The organism is Arthrobacter sp. 05T420 (assembly GCF_056396305.1).
Map to the genome: position 1 here is coordinate 121058 of NZ_JBFTLG010000006.1, position 17054 is coordinate 138111.

Below are 17054 nucleotides of genomic sequence, written 5' to 3' on the forward strand. Positions count from 1 at the left end.
CATAACTGATGGAAGCCCCTGGCCGTCTCCGGCTGGTCATCCCGTCATGGCGTGGCTCCCGTGGCCCCAGCACCCCAGATCTCAGGCTGCGAGCTACGTGGTGTCGTCTCCAGGCGTTGCTTTCCCCGGAAAATGCGCTGGGGAATATGCGCGCCTGTGCGACACGGCTAGGTAGAACCTATGTGACATGGGCCCGGGAATCAATAGTCTGCAATCGGATAATTGCAACGTGTCCGGACAAGTCCGCTGCGGGGCCCGGCGGATGACGTCCGGCCGGCGCTGCCCGCTGGAAGAGCACTGTCTAGAAAAGCACTGTCTAGAAGAGCACTGTCTAGAAAAGCACGGTCTAGAAAAGCACGGTGGCGAACGTGCCCGCCTGGCGGAAGCCCACCCGGTCGTAGGTGGCGCGGGCCTTTGCGTTGAAGTCGTTGACGTAGAGGCTGGTGACGGGCGCGAGGGTCTGGGCGAGGACGACGACGGCGGCCATGTAGCCCGCGCTCAGTCCCAGTCCGCGGAACTCGGGATTCATCCAGACGCCCTGGACCTGGGTCACTTCCTGCGTGACGGCGCCGAGTTCGGCTTTGAAGACCACTTGGCCCTCCGAGTTCACGTGCGCGAGGGAATGGCCCTGGCGGACGAGGCTCCTGACGCGGCGGCTGTAATACTCCCTGCCGCCAAGGTAGGGCGAATAGCCCACTTCTTCCTCGAACATGGCGGCGCACGCGGGCAGGATCTTGTCGAAGTCAGCCAGCTGGCCGAAGCCGAGTGCGGGCTCGGGCCGGACAGCGGGCGGGCCCGAGATCGTCAGCAGGGGCTGGTGGTCGCGGACTTCATGGGCCACCTGGCCGAGCTGCTCCAAGGCCGCGTGGATGGCCAGGACAGTCTCAGCGGGGCCAAAGATCGAGGCGTAGCGGCGCCCGGAGCGGTGTGCGGCCATGGCAACGAGGCCGGCGAGCTCGGGGGCAAGCTCGATGGGCACCAGGTTGGCGCCGGCCCAGCAGGCACCGAGGAGGGTGTCGCCGTCGAACACGCCGAGAATGCTGGCGCCCCCGGCCGTGGGAGACGCCGTGCCGGCGACCTCCAGGTGCGAGAGGATGAAGACGTTGGCGACGGCGTCCCGGTGCGCCAGCGCGAGCAATTGTCCGGTGTCGCCGCCACCAAGAACCCGGACGACGACGCCGGCAGCGGCGTCGTCCCTACGAGACGTTAACCACGGGGCTACCCTTGACAGCATTTTCGCCATCGGCGTCCCCCATCTCTTCCGCGATACGCATCGCTTCTTCGATCAGTGTCTCAACAATCTGGTCCTCCGGGACAGTCTTGATGACCTCGCCCCTGACAAAGATCTGGCCCTTGCCGTTACCCGAGGCTACGCCGAGATCGGCTTCGCGGGCCTCGCCCGGGCCGTTCACAACGCAACCCATGACCGCCACGCGCAGCGGGACCTCCATGCCTTCCAGTCCGGCAGTGACCTGCTCGGCGAGGGTGTAGACGTCCACCTGGGCGCGGCCGCAGGAGGGGCAGGAGACAATTTCCAGCTTGCGGGGGCGCAGGTTGAGCGACTGCAGGATCTGGTTGCCCACCTTGATTTCCTCGACCGGCGGGGCCGAGAGGGAGACACGGATGGTGTCGCCGATTCCGCGTGAGAGCAGGGCGCCAAACGCCGTCGCGGACTTGATGGTGCCCTGGAATGCCGGTCCGGCCTCGGTGACGCCGAGGTGCAAGGGCCAGTCGCCCTTTTCGGCCAGCATCTCGTAGGCGGCAACCATGATGACCGGGTCGTTGTGCTTGACGGAGATCTTAAAGTCGTGGAAACCGTGCTCTTCGAAGAGGGAGGCTTCCCAGACGGCCGATTCCACGAGGGCCTCGGGGGTGGCCTTGCCGTACTTCTTCATGATGCCCGGCTCCAGGGAGCCGGCGTTGACGCCGATCCGGATCGAGGTGCCGTGGTCCTTTGCGGCCCTGGCGATTTCCTTGACCTGGTCATCGAACTTGCGGATGTTGCCCGGGTTCACGCGCACGGCGGCGCAGCCGGCCTCAATCGCGGCGAACACGTACTTCGGCTGGAAGTGGATGTCCGCGATCACCGGGATCTGGGACTTCTTGGCGATGATCGGCAGCGCCTCGGCGTCATCGGCGGACGGGCAGGCGACCCGGACGATGTCGCAGCCGGAAGCGGTGAGTTCCGCGATCTGTTGCAAGGTGGCGTTGATGTCGGTAGTCGGCGTCGTGGTCATGGACTGGACGCTGATGGGCGAGTCCGAGCCGACCCCGACGGATCCCACTTTGATCTGGCGCGTCTTGCGGCGGGGGGCAAGTACGGGGGGCGGTGCTGACGGCATTCCCAGGCTGACCGAGGTCACATGGACTCCCTTTTAGTTTCGATGAAGCGAAGGTGGGGGCGGGACAGGCTAGGCGTGCTCGGCCAGAAGACCGGTCAGCGGCGCCCACACAGTGGTGCGCGTGCCCGAGATGGCACCGGCGGCTGCGAAGGGGTCCTGCCGCAGGAGGTCATTCAAGGCCGACTCGTCGGCCGCCTTGAAGATGAGCAGCGCGCCCGCACCGTCGCCGTAGGGGCCGCTGGCCAGCAGGGCGCCCTCGCGGGCAAGTCCCGCCGTCCATTCACGGTGCGCCGGGCGGCTGGCATTGCGGACCTCGGAAGATTCGGCGTCGTACACGTACTCCACAGCAAAAACAGTCATACGGATACACTATCGTCCCGTTTGCCCGGTTCCCATCCGGGGGCGCCGGGGCACGGGGTTAGCCGAGGAAGAGGACCTTGGCCAGGGCGGCGACGCCGGCGGCCCAGAGCATGGAGGTGAGGGTTCCGATGATGAACCTCTCGGCGGCAACCGGGGTGGCCTTCAACTCGGCGAACCGGCCGAGGCCCTTGATGGCCACGACATAGGCAATGGCGACGGGCTGGCCGGCGAGGATTGCCAGGCATACGGCGAACCGTTCCAGGATGCCAATCATGGCGCCGCCGCGCAGGATGCGCACGCTGCTGACGGTTTCGGCAGGCTGGCCCGGCTGGACAGGCGGTGCCGGCTGGACGGGCGGGGCCGCGCCCGGTGCGGGGTCCGGCCCGACATCCGGGGCCGCCTGGATATCGGGGTCCGTGGTGGAGTCGGCAGAGGGGTCCTCAGCCGTGTCGCCGGTACTGGTGCCGCCCGCTCCGCCGTCCAGGGTCCGGTCATCTATGGTCCGGGCGAGACGGAACATCCCGGCGGTGACCGGCCAGCCGACGAATCCCGCGGTCAGCAGCGCCAGCGTGATCCAGAGGGCGTTCACTGCTCTCCTTCGGTGCTGTCGTGGGCCAGGGTCAGGAGCAATTCCGCCGCTGGCCGCGCCGCCCATTCTTCCTGCCAGCCCGAGCGGAGGACCGCGCGGCTCACCGACTGCTCCGTGATTCCGAGTCTCTGCGCGGCAATTTTTTGGGTGCCATGGGTGCCGTGGGTGCCGAGCCGCACCGAGCGCAGCACGTCCAACACCTTCCATTGCGCCGCAGTCCGGTCCTGGACCAGGCGGCCAATGAGCCGAAGCACCGCCTCCGCGTTGGCGCAAGCCTTGGCCTCCCGGGATGCGATTGTGCCGTCCGCGGCGGCCGCTGCGCTTAGTGCTGCACTTGCCCGACGCCGGCCCCGGCCGGCGACCACTGCGACCGGTACATGGGCGGCCGCCCCTTTGGCCCGATCAACGGCGGTCCTGGCTGCCACGAAGGCAGGACCGGAGCCTTCCCGCGGACTGGCGGGCAGCGGCAGGTCCACCTCCCCCACCCCGATTCCGACGTACCAGCGGCCGCTGCGCAGGGCATGCAGGGTGATCTCCACTACCTCTTCGGCCCGCTCCACCACGCCCTGGACCTCGTCGCCCACCGAACGTTCAAAGCGCCCGGCGGTGGAGATGGCAGCTAGTTCCTTGAGGAGCCCGGGGACGCGGTCGATGTCGCCCGTGCTGCCGCGCTGGTCGATTGTCATGACGTACATGGCCCCAGCCTAGGGAGGTGATCGACAATAATCAATCATTTTCAACTGATTATTTAAAATCAGCCCAAATAAGCTTATAAATGAAAGTCAGCGGAGTTTGCCTGGAACGGCCGGTGGATCCCCTTATCCGAAGAGGTGGACCGGCTTCACGATGTCCGCGTAGATCAGCAATGCTCCCATGCCCATCAGCAGCACCGCCACTACATAGGTCACCGGGAGCAACTTGGCGATATCGAACGCTCCGGGATCCGGGCGGCCGAACAGCTTGGCGATCTGGCGGCGGGCCCCCTCGTACAGCGCGCCCGCCACGTGGCCGCCGTCGAGCGGCAGCAGCGGGATGAGGTTGAAGACGGCCAGGGCGAAGTTGAGTCCGGCCAGCAAACCGATCAGTGCGGCGAAGCGGGACTGCAGCGGGACCTCCTCCATGGCGGCGACCTCGCCGGCCACTCGGCCCACGCCCACCACGCTGATGGGGCCGTTGGGGTCCCTGGGTTCCTCGCTGAAGGCTGCCTTGGCCACACCGGCCACGCGGGCCGGCAGGTTCACCACAACCCCGGCAACCTGCGTGATGTTCTCCCCCGCCATCGGCAGCACGGACGACGCTGGCTGCTGCACGAGTTCGGTCTGCGCACCGATGCCCAGGAAGCCGACGTCCCGGAACTGGAGGCTTCCGTCGGCGGCCTTGGCCTGGCGGCCGTCGGGACCGATCACGGGGCGGGCGGAGAGCACGGGCGTGACGGTGGTGGAGACCGTGGCGCCGCCGCGCTCCACAGTGATGCTGACCTGCCGGCCCGCCGAGGCGCGGATCCAGCCGGTGAGTTCGTCCCAGCCGGTGACGGCCTTGCCGTCGAAGGAGGTGATGGTGTCATTCGGCAACAGGCCCGCGGCTGCGGCGGGGGTGAGCTTGCAGTCGGCGGAGTTCGGATCCACGGTCTCGCCGGCCTTGACCTGGCATTTGGAGACGTCCGCGATGGTGGTGGTCTGGGTGGCGGTGCCGAATCCCATCAACAGCACCGCGGTCAACACGACGCCGATCAGCAGGTTCATTGCGGGCCCGCCGAGCATGATGATGGTCTTTTTCCAGACCGGCAGCCGGTAGAAGACCCGGTTTTCGTCGCCGGGGCCGATTTCCTCGTGGGCCAGGGAGCGGGCATCGGATGCCAGCGACTGGAACATGCCGGTGCTGGAGGTGCGGACGGTGCCGTCTTCCTTGTTCGGCGGGTACATCCCGATCATGGACACGTAGCCGCCCAGCGGGATGGCCTTGAGGCCGTACTCGGTTTCACCCCGCTTCTTCGACCAGACGGTGGGCCCGAAACCGATCATGTACTTGGTCACGCGGACTTTGAACAGCTTGGCCGGGACCAGGTGACCGACTTCGTGGAGGGCAATGGACACGGCGATGCCGATCGCCACAAAGACGACACCGAGGATAAAGAGGAGGACGGGGCTCATGCTGTGATCTGCTGCTTCCTAGACGCTTCTGACGGCTAAACGTTCGTGGGTGCGGGCGCGTGCCCATCTTTCAGCATCCAGTACTGACTCAACCGTCAGCCCGGAGGATCCTGAGTGTTCGCTGAGGACGGCGTCGATCGTGTCAACGATGTCGGTGAACCGGATCTGCCCGGCGTGGAAGGCCATCACCGCTTCCTCATTCGCGGCATTGAACACTGCCGGGAAGGTGCTGCCCTGCCTGGCGGCAGCCTTCGCGAGGGCGACGGCGGGGAAGGCCTCAGCGTCAAGGGGTTCGAACGTCCAACTGGTGGCCTTGCTCCAGTCGCAGGCGCTCGCGGAACCCGGGACGCGGTCCGGCCAGCCGAGACCGAGGGCAATGGGCAGGCGCATGTCCGGCGGCGAGGCCTGGGCGATCGTGGAGCCGTCGACGAACTGGACCATCGAGTGCACCACGGACTGCGGGTGGACCACGACGTCGATTCGGTCCAGCGGGATGTCGAAGAGCAGGTGCGCCTCGATCACCTCCAGACCCTTGTTGACCAGGCTGGCGGAGTTGGTGGTGACCATGAGGCCCATGTCCCAGGTGGGGTGGGCCAGGGCGTCCTGCGGCGAGACGCCATGCAGCTGGTCCCGGGTCTTGCCACGGAACGGGCCGCCGGAGGCCGTCAGGATCAGCCGGTCCACTTCCGCTGCGGTGCCGGAGCGCAGGCATTGGGCAATGGCCGAATGTTCCGAATCCACGGGCACGATCTGCCCTTCGCGGGCCGCTGCTTTGACCAGGGCGCCGCCGACGATCAGGGACTCCTTGTTGGCCAGGGCCAATGTGGCGCCGGATCGGAGCGCGGCCAGGGTGGGGGCAAGTCCGATGGAGCCTGTGATGCCGTTGAGGACCACGTCGGCGCTGATTTCCGCGATCCGGGTGGACGCATCCGGGCCGGTGATGATCTCGGGATGGTAGCCCGTCACTGACGCCGCGCGGGCGGCGTCGTTGATCATGTCCCGGAGGGTGGAGGCCTCCCCGGTGGCGACCCCGACGGCCCAGGCGCGGGTGTGGACAGCCTGCCGGGCCAGGAGTTCGAGGTTGCCGCCGCCGGCGCTGAGCGCCACGACCTCGAAAAGGTGCGGGGCGCCGTCGACGACGTCAATCGCCTGTGTGCCAATGGAACCGGTGGACCCGAGGAGGACGATTTTGCGCGGCTGCATGCTTCAAGTATCCCGCACCGTTATCCCATACTGCGTTCGGTGCTCGGGGCCTGTTTCCTTTGCGCCGGTGGGTCGCCGCCACTCGTTGACGCAGCAGGGCGGAGGCGTAACGTGGAAAACGTGGAGTGGACCGCGTGGTTCGACGCGCCGGAGTACGAGTTCGCCCGGCAGGTGCTGCAACGCAGCACCGCCACCCTCTACTTCGTGGCGTTCCTCTCCTCGCTCAACCAGTTCCCGGCCCTCCTCGGCGAGCGCGGCCTGTTGCCGGTGCCGGAGTATCTCGAAGGCTTCAACCGCCTGGGCCGGCCCAGCCTGTTCCGCTGGCGTTACTCGGACCGGCTGCTGCGGACGGTCTGCTGGAGCGGCATGGCCATTGCCGCCACGCTCATCGCCGGACTGCCCCAGGTTGGCCCGCCCTGGGTTCCGCTCATCGCGTTCCTGGCCCTGTGGCTGTTGTACATGTCGATCGTGAACGTGGGACAGACTTTTTATGGGTTCGGCTGGGAGATGCTGCTGCTGGAGGCCGGGTTCACGGTGGCCTTCCTCGGCTCGGACCAGACTCCCCCGCCCAGGCCCATCCTGATCCTGCTGGTCTGGCTGGTGTTCCGGCTGGAGTTCGGCGCAGGCCTGATCAAGATCCGGGGCGGACAGGAGTGGCGGGACCTGACGGCCCTGTACTACCACCACGAGACCCAGCCGATGCCGGGGCCGCTGAGCCGGCAGGCCCATCTGCTCCCCAAGGCCTGGCACCGGCTGGAGGTCCTGGGCAACCACTTCGCCCAATTGGTGGTGCCGTTCTTCCTCTTTGCCCCGCAGCCCCTGGCCAGCGCCGCCGCCGGGATCATCATCTTCACCCAGCTGTGGCTGGTGGCGAGCGGAAATTTCGCCTGGCTGAACTGGATGGCAATTATCCTGGCCTTCGCGGCGGTCAGCGATCCTGTGGCGCACGCCGTGCTTCCGGTAATCCCGCTTGACTGGCACGCCGCGTCCGCAGCCGCCGGAGCAGGCACCGGGGCCGGCAGCCAGGCGCCGGTCCCGTGGCTGGTGGTGGTCCTGGTCGCCACCGTGCTGCTCGTGGTGCTCAGTTACCGGCCCATCGAGAATCTCTTCTCCCACCATCAGCTGATGAACGCTTCCTTCAACCGCTGGCAGCTGGTGAACACCTACGGTGCGTTCGGCACGGTCACGAAGCGGCGGATCGAGATCGTGGTGGAGGGCACCCTGGACGCGGAACCCGGGGAGGACACGGAGTGGCGGGAGTACGGGTTCAAGGGCAAGCCGGGAGACGTCCGGCGCCTCCCCCGCCAGTTCGCCCCGTACCACCTGCGCCTTGACTGGCTGATGTGGTTCCTGCCGCTGCGGACCGTGCACGAGGAGTGGTTCTACGCGTTCCTGGCCAAGCTGCTGGCGGCGGACGGGCCCACGCTGCGGCTGCTGCGCCATGACCCGTTCGACGGCGAACGGCCCCACTGGGTGCGTGCCAGCAGCTACCTCTACCGCTTCTCCACCCGGGCGGAGTTCCGTGCCACGGGCCAGCGCTGGATCCGGACGCCGCTGTATGTCGTCATCCCGCCGTCGCGCCTGCCGCCGGGGGCTTGAACCCGGGTCCGATCCCGCGCGGCGGGACCGCCCGGGCCGGATCGGCAGGACCGCCCGGGCCGGATCGGCAGGGCCCGGCACGGGGAGCGGCCGCCGCCCCCTTGGCGTGCGGGGACGGCGGCACTGGCTAGACGGACACCCGCTCCTGCGCCGGTGCAGCCTCCACCGCGGCCTGGCGGCGGCGCAGCCACCATGAGGCGGCGAAGATCAGCGCCATGGAGACGTACACCACCAGGGCGAACGGCGAGGCGAACAGGGCCGTGGGATCGTTCTGCGAGAGCTGCAGCGAGCGCCGCAACTGCACCTCGAACATCGGTCCCAGGATCATTGCCACCACCATGGGCGCCACGGGATAGCCGTAGCGGCGCATGAAGTAGCCCAGGATGCCCACCACCAGCAGGATGCCGACGTCGCTCGGCGAGAAGTTCACCGAGAAGGCGCCCAGGGCGGCGAAGACCAGGATGCCAGCGTAGAGGTAGGGGCGCGGGATCTGCAGGATTTTCACCCACAGGCCCACCAGCGGCAGGTTCAGCACCAGCAGCATGAGGTTGCCGACGTACAGCGAGGCGATGAGGGTCCAAACGAGCGCCCCCTGGTTTTCGAACAGGAGCGGGCCGGGCTGGATCTGGTAGCGCTGGAAGGCCGTGAGCATCATGGCCGCGGTCGCCGTCGTCGGGATGCCGAGGGTCAGCAACGGCACCAGGACACCGGCGGCCGCGGCGTTGTTGGCCGCTTCCGGTCCCGCGACGCCTTCGATCGCGCCCTTGCCGAACTGGGCCTTGTTGGCACCCTTGGCCAGCTTCCGCTCGGCCGCGTAGGAAAGGAACGTGGAGACGTCCGCGCCGCCTGCCGGGACGGTGCCGATCGGGAACCCTATGAAGGTTCCGCGCAGCCACGGCTTCCAGGACCGCTTCCAGTCCTCCTTGGACAGCCACGCGTTCTTGCCCTTGCTGACCGGGATGAGCTCCACGGGGCCGTGCCGCAGCTTGGAAGCGACGTAAAGCGCCTCGCCGAGCGCAAAGAGGCCCACGGCCACGAGGACCATGTCGACACCGTCCACCAGCGTGGGGTTGTCGAACGTGAAGCGCTGCTGGGCCGTGCTGTCATCGATGCCGATCAGGCCGATGAACAGCCCCAGGGCCAGCGAGGCCAGGCCGCGCAGGACCGAGGCGCCCAACAGCGCCCCGACGGTCAGGAAGGCCACCACCATGAGGGCCACATAGTCCACGGGGCCGAGGCCGACGGCGAAGTCGGCCACGACGGGCGCCAGGAAGGTCAGCAGGACCGTGGCGATGGTCCCGGCGATGAAGGATCCGATCGCCGCCGTCGCCAGGGCCGCCGCTCCCCTGCCGGCCTTGGCCATCTTGTTTCCTTCGAGCGCCGTGACGATCGAGGAGGATTCGCCGGGCGTGTTCAGCAGTATGGACGTGGTGGAACCGCCGTACATGCCGCCGTAGTAGATCCCGGCGAATACGATCAGCGCCGCCGCGGGGTCCAGGGCGTAGGTGATGGGCATGAGCAGGGCCACGGTCATGGCCGGGCCAATGCCGGGGAGGACGCCGACGGCGGTGCCGACGAAGACGCCACCCAGGGCGTAGAGCAGGTAGACCGGTTGGAGCGCGGTGCTGAACCCTTCGAGCAGGAGCATGAAGCTATCCATGGAAGAAGGTCACCCCCTCGAACAGCGGCCCCGGGGGCAGGGAGACGCCCAGCAGCCCGCCGAAGACGTACTGCAGCACCAGCGCCAGGATCACGGACACGGTGATCGCCTTCCACAGGGGTTTGGCGTCCAGGGACCAGGCTGCACCGCTGAAGAGCACGGCCGCGGCCACCGGCCAGCCGGCCGGCTCGATCAGGAAGATGTGCAGCACCACGAAGCCCACCAGCTTGGCGAGGGCCACCCAGTCGGTCTTGGCCGTGACGTCCAGGTCTTCGCTGTCCTCGGCCTGACCGACCTTGCCGCGCAGGACCTGCAGGACCACCCCGGCGCCGCACAGCACCAGCATGCCGCACACGATGTAGGGGAAGGCGCGGGGGCCGATGCCGGTCTCCGACGGCGGGATCGGAATGGATCCCGCCGTCGCCAGGCCCGCGACGCCCACGCTGACGAACACGAGGGCAAACAGGATCTCCCCCGTCGGCCGTTTGGCGGGCGTTGTTGCGAGAGAAGACATTCTTACTTGACCAGGCCGATCTGGGTCAGCGTGGTCTTGACCTTGGCGATGTCCTCGGTCAGGAAGGTCTTGAAGCCGTCGCCGGCCAGGAAGGCGTCGTCCCAGTTGTTCTTGGACAGGGTGGACTTCCAGGCCTCGGACGCGTGCAGCTTGGTGACCACCTCGGTCAGCTTCGCGCGCTGGGCGTCGTCGATGGAGCCGGGGGCCACCACGCCGCGCCAGTTGGTCAGCACGACGTCGATCCCCTGGTCCTTGAGCGGCTTGACGCCGGGGAGCGCAGGGGCCTCGGCTTTTCCGGAGACGGCGAGCGCCCGGACCTTGCCGGCCTTGACCTGTTCGGCGTACTCGCCCACGCCGGAGATGCCGGCCTGGACCTTGTTGCCGAGCAGCGCCGCGATGGATTCGCCGCCGCCGGAGTAGCCGATGTAGTTCAGCTTGTCCGCCTCCACGCCCTGGGATTTCAGGATCTGACCGGCCAGGATGTGGTCCGCCCCGCCTGCCGAGCCACCGGTGATGGCCACGCCCTTGCCGTTGGCCTTGATGTCCGCCACGAGGTCGGCGACGGTCTGGTACTTCGACTCCGCCGGCACCACGAGGACCAGCGGCTCTTCGGTGAGCCGCGCGATCGGGGTGGTGTCTTCGAGCCGGGTCTTGGCACCGTTGGTCTCGACTGCGCCCACCATGACGTAGCCCATCACCATGAGGGTGTTGACGTCCTTCTCGGTGGCCAGCTTGGCAAGGCCGTTGGTCCCGCCGCCGCCGCCGATGTTGGTGACCTGGGCGGAGGTGACGAGCTTGTTGGTCTGCAGGTCCTGCTGCATGGCGCGACCGGTCTGGTCCCAGCCGCCGCCCGGGTTGGCCGGGACGATGATGCTGAGCTTCTTGATCGAGTCGGCGCCCGCGGACGAGCCGGCAGCCGCGCCGGTTCCGCTTCCTGCGCAGGCGGACATGGCCAGGACGACGCCGGCGGCACCGGCGATGAGGGCGGCGCGGCGGGTGTGGGCGGGCCGCATGAAAGTGGACCGCGTGAACGGGGACTGCGTGAATGGAAGCAGGACAGACATGGTTTCTCCTTGAGCGAATGTGATGCACATCATTGGAATCACGTCACTGACCCTAGGATCGCCCGGCGAAGGGCAACAGAATTTGGCCGTAGAGGTAGTAGTGGTCATATTGGTCACGGCCGCGGGCGTCTTATTGGCGGGCGGGCGGCGCTCCCAATGCGAAACTTGTGACATGTTTCACAGGATTCCCCTACGGTTCCAGCTGGTCGCATTGCAGCTGGGCATCGTTCTGGCTGTCCTCACGGCCGTGGGGGCCGTGACCATCCGGATGCAGGAACAGCAGCTCCGGGACGCGTACAAGGGCCGCCTGATCGGCGTGGCCGAAAGTGTTGCCCAGCTGCCCTCCGTCATCAACGCGTTCGGAACGCCGTCACCAGCCCAGACCATCCAGCCGATCGCGGAAGTGATCCGGCAGGCCTCCAATGTCACCTATGTGGTGGTGACAGACCGGCACGGGGTCCGGCAGTCGCACCCCAATCCGGCGGAAATCGGCCGGCCGGTCTCCACCGATCCCTCCGTGCCCCTGTCCGGCGAGATTTACGTGGGCACACAGACGGGGACGCTGGGTGAGTCCTGGCGGGTGAAGGTTCCCATCTTCGATGCGGCCGGCACGGTGATCGGCTCCGCATCCGTGGGAGTGCTGGAGAGCACCCTGGCCGCCGACCTCCACGAGGACATGCCGCAGCTGTTCGGCTGGCTGCTCGGGGCGGCGCTGCTGAGTTCCCTGGGCGCGATGTACGTCTCGAAACTGGTCTGGCGGCGGATCTACAAGCTCGAGCCCGAGGACATCGCGGCCCTGCTGGAAACGCGCGACGCCATGCTCCACGGCCTGGGCGAAGGGCTTGTGGCGGTGGACACCGACGGCAGGATCGCGCTGGTCAATGACGAGGCCCGGCGCCTGCTCGCGCTCGCAGGGGACATCACGGGGACGCCCGCCGCGGCGAGCCTGGAACCGGCGGTCCTCCGCCTGCTTTCGGCCGGGTCCGCCACGGAGGAACTGGTGCTCTCGGGCGAGCGGATCCTGCTGGGCAAGGTCAATGCGGCCACGGTCGACGGCCGCGAAGTCGGCAAGGTGCTGATCCTGCGGGACCGCACGGAACTTCACACCGTCCTGCGGGACCGCGACGGCGCTGTGGACGTGACGCAGGCCCTCCGCGCCCAGGCACACGAATTCGCCAACAAACTGCACGTCATTTCCGGGCTGCTGGAGCTCGGAAAGCAGGACAAGGCCATCGAATACCTGGGCCGCAGCCACAACGACGCCGTCTTTGCGAACCGGCCGATCGCGCCCGGAATCACCGATCACGGGGTCCAGGCCCTGCTGATCGCCAAGTCCACAGTCTGCGCCGAGCGCGGCATCGAGATCATCGTCAGCCCGGATTCCTTATGCTCCGCCGATGACTCGGGCGACGTCATCACGGTCCTGGGCAACCTGATCGACAACGCTGTGGACGCTGCCGGCTATGACAGCACTGTGGCCATCCGGCTGGGCGAGAGCGCCGACGGCGGACGGACCATCGTGGTGGAGGATGACGGGCCCGGCGTCCCGGTGCCGGAACGCGCTAAAGTGTTCGAGCCCGGCGTCACCAGCAAGGAGGCCGAGGGAATCAACAGCCGCGGGTTTGGGCTGGCCCTGGTCCAGCGGGTTGCCCTCCGCCGCGGAGGCTGCGCGGCGGTCTCCTCATCGGCATTGGGCGGAGCCTGCTTCACTGTGATATTCAAGACGGCGGTGCTCAAGACGGTGGTGCTCAAGACGGCAGTGGACAAGACAAAAGAGGCGGAACTTCAGAAGCAATGAGCGCCATACGCACCCTCATCATTGACGATGACGTAGCAGTGGCCGGGATCCATCACGGGTTCCTGCTGGCGCGCGGCGGTTTCGACGTCGTGGCCATGGCCCACACCGGGCAGCAGGGCCTTGACCTGGCCGCGGAGCTGGGGCCGGAGCTGGTGTTGCTGGACATTCACCTGCCGGACATGTCCGGCCTGGACGTCCTGCAGAGGCTGCGCGGGCGCCGGCGGCCGGTGGATGTCCTGGTGATAACCGCGTCCCGGGAGATTGACACTGTCCGGGGCGCGATGGCCGGTGGAGTGCTGCACTACCTGGTCAAGCCCTTCTCCTCGCAGGCCCTGATCGACCGGCTGGACGAGTACGTCATGCTGCGGGAGGAACTCGCCGCCGGCGCGGCCGGACCGCTGGACCAGGCAAGCATCGACCGCCTGGTGGCTCCCTCGCGCCGGTCCGCGGTGGCGGAAACCCCGGCGGGACAGACTGCCTGGCCGGAACCGCCGGGCCGGCCTGTCCTGCGGCTGCCCAAGGGACTCTCCCGGCCCACCCTGGACGCGGTCATCGAGGCGCTGAAGGCCAGCCCGGAGGACGTCTCCGCTGCCGGTTTGGCGCTGCAGCTGGGCCTGTCCCGGGTCAGTGCCCGCCGTTACCTCGAGTACCTCGTGATTCATGGCCATGCCCGGCTGACGCCCCGCTACGGGGCGGCGGGACGGCCGGAGAACCGCTACCTCTGGCGCCGCTGAGCCGTGCCGGTCAGGGCAGGCGCCGGTCAGGACAGGCGCCGGTCAGGACAGGCGCCTAGGAACCACTAGGACCCTACGTGGCCCGCGCGGCGCAGGGTGGACGCGGCATGCTTGAGGATGGGTCCGTCGACCATCTTGCCCTTGAACGCGAACACACCCGTCCCGGCGGCGGAAGCGGCGTCGAGCAACTCGGCGGCGGCTGAGACGTCGGCCTCCGTTGGGGCGTAGGCTTCCCGGACCACGGCCACCTGGTCCGGGTGGATGCAGGCTTTGGACGAGAATCCGGACGCCACGGCATCACGGGACTCGAGGGCCAGCCCGGCCAGATCGGGGATGTTGACGTAGACGGCGTCGATCGCGTCCTTGCCGAAGGCGCCGGCGGCCAGCAGCACGCTGGAGCGGGCGTGCAGCGCGACGGCCCGATAGCCGCCGGTTTCCGTCCTGCTGGAGGTTCCGCCGAGCGACGCCAGCAGGTCCTCCGCACCCCACATCAGGGCCACCACATTGGGTTCGGCGGCGATGGCGGCGGCGTTGAGGACGCCGGCGGCCGTCTCGCAAAGGGCAATCACGCTGTAGCCTGCGAGCTCCTTCAGCTGGGCGGCGCTCTCCGCCTTGGCCAGCATGACGTGCCGGTAGGGGGTGTGCTTGAGGCAGTGCAGGTCCTTTTCGAACTCGTCCGTGCCGGCCGGGTTGACCCGGATGATCGTGCGGCTCGGATCCAATTCCGGGACGTCGCCTGTAGCACCGAGTTGGGCGAGGATGGCGCCGCGGGCCCGCTGTTTGTCTGCGGGGGCGACGGCGTCCTCGAGGTCCACGATCACGGTATCGGAGCGCTCGGCGGCTTTCTGGTACCGTTCGGGGCGGTCGGCGGGGCAGAACAGCAGGGCAGGACCCATCAAGAAACTCATGTCTCTATTGTCCCCTTTTGCGCGGCTTCCAGCTCGGCCGCGGCGTGTGCCTCGCGTGTCCACATCAGGCAGCTGCGGGCGGCGAGCGCCACCACGTCCCCGTGCTGGTTCCGCCCGGTGTGCTGCATGGTCACGATGCCCTGGCCGGGGCGGGATGCGGACAGCCGTTTCCCGGTGACCACCGTCTCCGTGTACAGGGTGTCCCCGTGGTAGAGCGGGTGCGGAAAGGACACATCCGTCAGGCCCAGCTGGGCGATGATGGTGCCCTGGGTCAGCTGCGGCACGGACTGGCCCACCACGGTGGCCAGGGTGAACATCGAATTCATCAGCCGCTGGCCGAAGGGCTGCCCGGCGCTCCAGGCCGCGTCGAGGTGCAGGGCCTGGGTGTTCATGGTCATGGTGGTGAACAAGACGTTGTCCGTCTCCGTCACGGTCCGGCCCGGCCGGTGGGCGTAGAGCACGCCTTCCTCCAGCTCATCGAAGTAGAGGCCGCGCTGCTCGATCACCCGGGGGGTGCCGGGTACGGGGCTCGGAGTGGATCGGTCTGCGTCACTCATACGGTCAGTTCCTGGTCTTCCTCAAAGAGTTCGGCGCCGGTGGCCGCCACGACGTCCTCCACGGACACGTTGGGCGCCAGTTCGCGCAGCACCAGCCGGGGCGGCCCGGCGTCGGTCACGACATCGATCACGGCGAGGTCGGTGATGATCCGGTCCACGCAGCCCTTGCCGGTCAGCGGCAGGGTGCAGGTTTCGACGATTTTCGGCCTGCCGCTGCGGTCCACGTGATCCATCATCACGATTACCTTCTTGGCCCCGAACACAAGGTCCATCGCGCCGCCCATGCCCTTGACCATCTTGCCGGGGATCATCCAGTTGGCGAGGTCGCCGTTGGCGGCGACCTCCATGGCACCGAGCACGGCCACATCGACGTGACCGCCCCGGATCATGCCGAAAGAAGCGGCGGAATCGAAGAACGCAGCACCCTTGTTGACCGTGACGGTTTCCTTGCCGGCATTGATCAGGTCCGGATCGATCTCGTCCTCGGCCGGGTAGGGCCCGACGCCCAGGATGCCGTTCTCCGAATGCAGCACCACCTCGACGCCGGCCGGAATGTAGTTGGGGATCAGCGTCGGCATGCCGATGCCGAGGTTGACGTACTCGCCGTTGTGCAGTTCCTGCGCCACCCGGGCGGCGAGTTCGTTGCGGGTCCAGCCTTTGCTCTCGACACCGGCGGGGTGTTCGACGGCGGAGCGCCGATACTCGTGCCGCACGGCCTCAGGACGGGGCGGGGCCTCTTGGGCTTTGTTCGTTTCCACGGCTATGCTCCTGCCTGCTCTGGTGCCAGTTTTGGTCCGCCGGAGGCGCCAGTGGTCACCGCAACCGTCCGCTTCTCAATGCGTTTCTCCCCCTGCGGGGCCAGCACCACGCGCTGGACAAAGATTCCCGGGACGTGGACGTGCTCCGGGTCCAACTCCCCCGGCTCCACGAGTTCCTCGACCTCGGCAATCGTGATCTTCCCGGCCATGGCGCACAGCGGGTTGAAATTCATGGCGGTGGCGTGGAAGACGAGGTTGCCGTGGCGGTCTCCCTTCCAGGCATGCACGAGGCCGAAGTCGGGCGTGAGCGATTCCTCCAGCACGTAGTCGGCGCCGTGGAAGCTGCGGACTTCCTTGGGCGCGGAGGCGATCGAGACGTTGCCGTCGCGATCGTACTTCTGCGGCAGGCCGCCGTCGGACACCTGGGTACCGACGCCGGCCGGCGTGTAGAAGGCGGGTATGCCGGCGCCGCCGGCGCGCAGCTTTTCGGCCAGCGTGCCCTGCGGGGTGAGGACCACCTCCAGTTCGCCGGCGAGGTATTGCCGGGCGAACTCCTTGTTCTCCCCCACATAGGAGCTGATGGTGCGCCGGATCCGGCCATCCTTGAGCAGGATTCCGAGGCCCCAGTCGTCAACGCCACAGTTGTTGCTGACGGTTTCCAAGTCCGTGGCACCGCGCTCGTGCAGGGCCTCGATCAGGGTCACGGGGATGCCGCACAGCCCGAAACCGCCGACGGCGAGGGAGGCGCCGTCGTGGATGTCCGCGACTGCCTCGGCGGCGCTGGCAACAACTTTGTTGATCATCAGTGATCCTTCCGG

17 protein-coding genes are annotated in these 17054 nt (G+C 67.6%); 3 read left to right on the forward strand and 14 right to left on the reverse strand.

Features of this window, described 5'->3' with window-relative positions; translation table 11 throughout:
• Positions 1-346 precede the first annotated feature (346 nt).
• From AC1DEM_RS07915 to dxr, 7 genes are all read right to left on the reverse strand, one after another.
• Complete coding sequence (locus tag AC1DEM_RS07915; protein ID WP_476883952.1) at positions 347-1234, reverse strand: GNAT family N-acetyltransferase; 888 nt, start codon at positions 1232-1234, stop codon at positions 347-349.
• Positions 1197-2363, reverse strand: coding sequence for a flavodoxin-dependent (E)-4-hydroxy-3-methylbut-2-enyl-diphosphate synthase (ispG, locus tag AC1DEM_RS07920; protein WP_277526049.1), 1167 nt, complete (start codon positions 2361-2363; stop codon positions 1197-1199). The genes AC1DEM_RS07915 and ispG overlap by 38 nt, the downstream gene beginning before the upstream one ends.
• A 48-nt stretch (positions 2364-2411) precedes the next feature.
• On the reverse strand, positions 2412-2702 hold the full coding sequence (locus AC1DEM_RS07925; RefSeq protein WP_476883953.1) for a YciI family protein: 291 nt from the start codon (positions 2700-2702) through the stop codon (positions 2412-2414).
• 58 nt (positions 2703-2760) lie between these two features.
• Positions 2761-3291 carry a hypothetical protein gene (locus tag AC1DEM_RS07930; RefSeq protein ID WP_476883954.1) on the reverse strand — a complete coding sequence of 177 codons (531 nt, stop codon included), beginning with the start codon at positions 3289-3291 and terminating at the stop codon, positions 2761-2763.
• Positions 3288-3986, reverse strand: a complete 699-nt coding sequence (locus AC1DEM_RS07935) for a MarR family transcriptional regulator (RefSeq protein ID WP_476883955.1) — start codon at positions 3984-3986, stop codon at positions 3288-3290. Before AC1DEM_RS07935 ends, AC1DEM_RS07930 begins: the two co-directional genes overlap by 4 nt.
• Positions 3987-4109: 123 nt before the next feature.
• Positions 4110-5441 carry a M50 family metallopeptidase gene (locus AC1DEM_RS07940; protein WP_476883956.1) on the reverse strand — a complete coding sequence of 444 codons (1332 nt, stop codon included), beginning with the start codon at positions 5439-5441 and terminating at the stop codon, positions 4110-4112.
• A gap of 18 nt (positions 5442-5459) precedes the next feature.
• Entirely contained in the window at positions 5460-6644 is a 1185-nt protein-coding gene (gene dxr, locus AC1DEM_RS07945; RefSeq protein ID WP_476883957.1) for a 1-deoxy-D-xylulose-5-phosphate reductoisomerase, read from the reverse strand.
• 120 nt (positions 6645-6764) lie between these two features.
• Between dxr and AC1DEM_RS07950 the strand changes: the two genes are divergently transcribed.
• Positions 6765-8243 carry a lipase maturation factor family protein gene (locus AC1DEM_RS07950; protein ID WP_476883958.1) on the forward strand — a complete coding sequence of 493 codons (1479 nt, stop codon included), beginning with the start codon at positions 6765-6767 and terminating at the stop codon, positions 8241-8243.
• Between the two features lie 127 nt (positions 8244-8370).
• On the opposite strand, the gene AC1DEM_RS07955 is transcribed toward AC1DEM_RS07950, so the two are convergent.
• The 3 genes from AC1DEM_RS07955 to AC1DEM_RS07965 are packed head-to-tail and all read right to left on the reverse strand — an operon-like array spanning position 8371 to position 11481.
• The gene (locus tag AC1DEM_RS07955) at positions 8371-9903 is read right to left on the reverse strand and encodes a tripartite tricarboxylate transporter permease (protein ID WP_476883959.1); all 1533 of its coding nucleotides are present in this window, start codon (positions 9901-9903) and stop codon (positions 8371-8373) included.
• On the reverse strand, positions 9896-10417 hold the full coding sequence (locus AC1DEM_RS07960) for a tripartite tricarboxylate transporter TctB family protein (protein WP_476883960.1): 522 nt from the start codon (positions 10415-10417) through the stop codon (positions 9896-9898). The genes AC1DEM_RS07955 and AC1DEM_RS07960 overlap by 8 nt, the downstream gene beginning before the upstream one ends.
• A 2-nt stretch (positions 10418-10419) precedes the next feature.
• On the reverse strand, positions 10420-11481 hold the full coding sequence (locus AC1DEM_RS07965; protein ID WP_476883961.1) for a Bug family tripartite tricarboxylate transporter substrate binding protein: 1062 nt from the start codon (positions 11479-11481) through the stop codon (positions 10420-10422).
• A 172-nt stretch (positions 11482-11653) separates the two neighbouring features.
• Here AC1DEM_RS07965 and AC1DEM_RS07970 point away from each other — a divergent pair, with 172 nt between their 5' ends.
• Positions 11654-13279, forward strand: a complete 1626-nt coding sequence (locus tag AC1DEM_RS07970) for an ATP-binding protein (RefSeq protein ID WP_476883962.1) — start codon at positions 11654-11656, stop codon at positions 13277-13279.
• A complete protein-coding gene (locus AC1DEM_RS07975; protein ID WP_476883963.1) occupies positions 13276-14013 on the forward strand; it encodes a response regulator in 738 nt (245 codons plus the stop codon). Before AC1DEM_RS07970 ends, AC1DEM_RS07975 begins: the two co-directional genes overlap by 4 nt.
• Positions 14014-14078: 65 nt before the next feature.
• On the opposite strand, the gene AC1DEM_RS07980 is transcribed toward AC1DEM_RS07975, so the two are convergent.
• From AC1DEM_RS07980 to AC1DEM_RS07995, 4 genes are read right to left on the reverse strand one after another with little or no spacing between them, the layout of a single operon-like run.
• A complete protein-coding gene (locus tag AC1DEM_RS07980; protein ID WP_476883964.1) occupies positions 14079-14921 on the reverse strand; it encodes an HpcH/HpaI aldolase/citrate lyase family protein in 843 nt (280 codons plus the stop codon).
• A complete protein-coding gene (locus tag AC1DEM_RS07985; RefSeq protein WP_476883965.1) occupies positions 14918-15478 on the reverse strand; it encodes a MaoC family dehydratase in 561 nt (186 codons plus the stop codon). Before AC1DEM_RS07985 ends, AC1DEM_RS07980 begins: the two co-directional genes overlap by 4 nt.
• Positions 15475-16236, reverse strand: a complete 762-nt coding sequence (locus AC1DEM_RS07990; RefSeq protein WP_476883966.1) for a CoA transferase subunit B — start codon at positions 16234-16236, stop codon at positions 15475-15477. Before AC1DEM_RS07990 ends, AC1DEM_RS07985 begins: the two co-directional genes overlap by 4 nt.
• Positions 16237-16238: 2 nt before the next feature.
• Positions 16239-17039: a CoA transferase subunit A gene (locus AC1DEM_RS07995; protein WP_476883967.1), complete on the reverse strand. Its 801-nt coding sequence runs from the start codon at positions 17037-17039 to the stop codon at positions 16239-16241.
• Between the last annotated feature and the right edge of the window lie 15 nt (positions 17040-17054).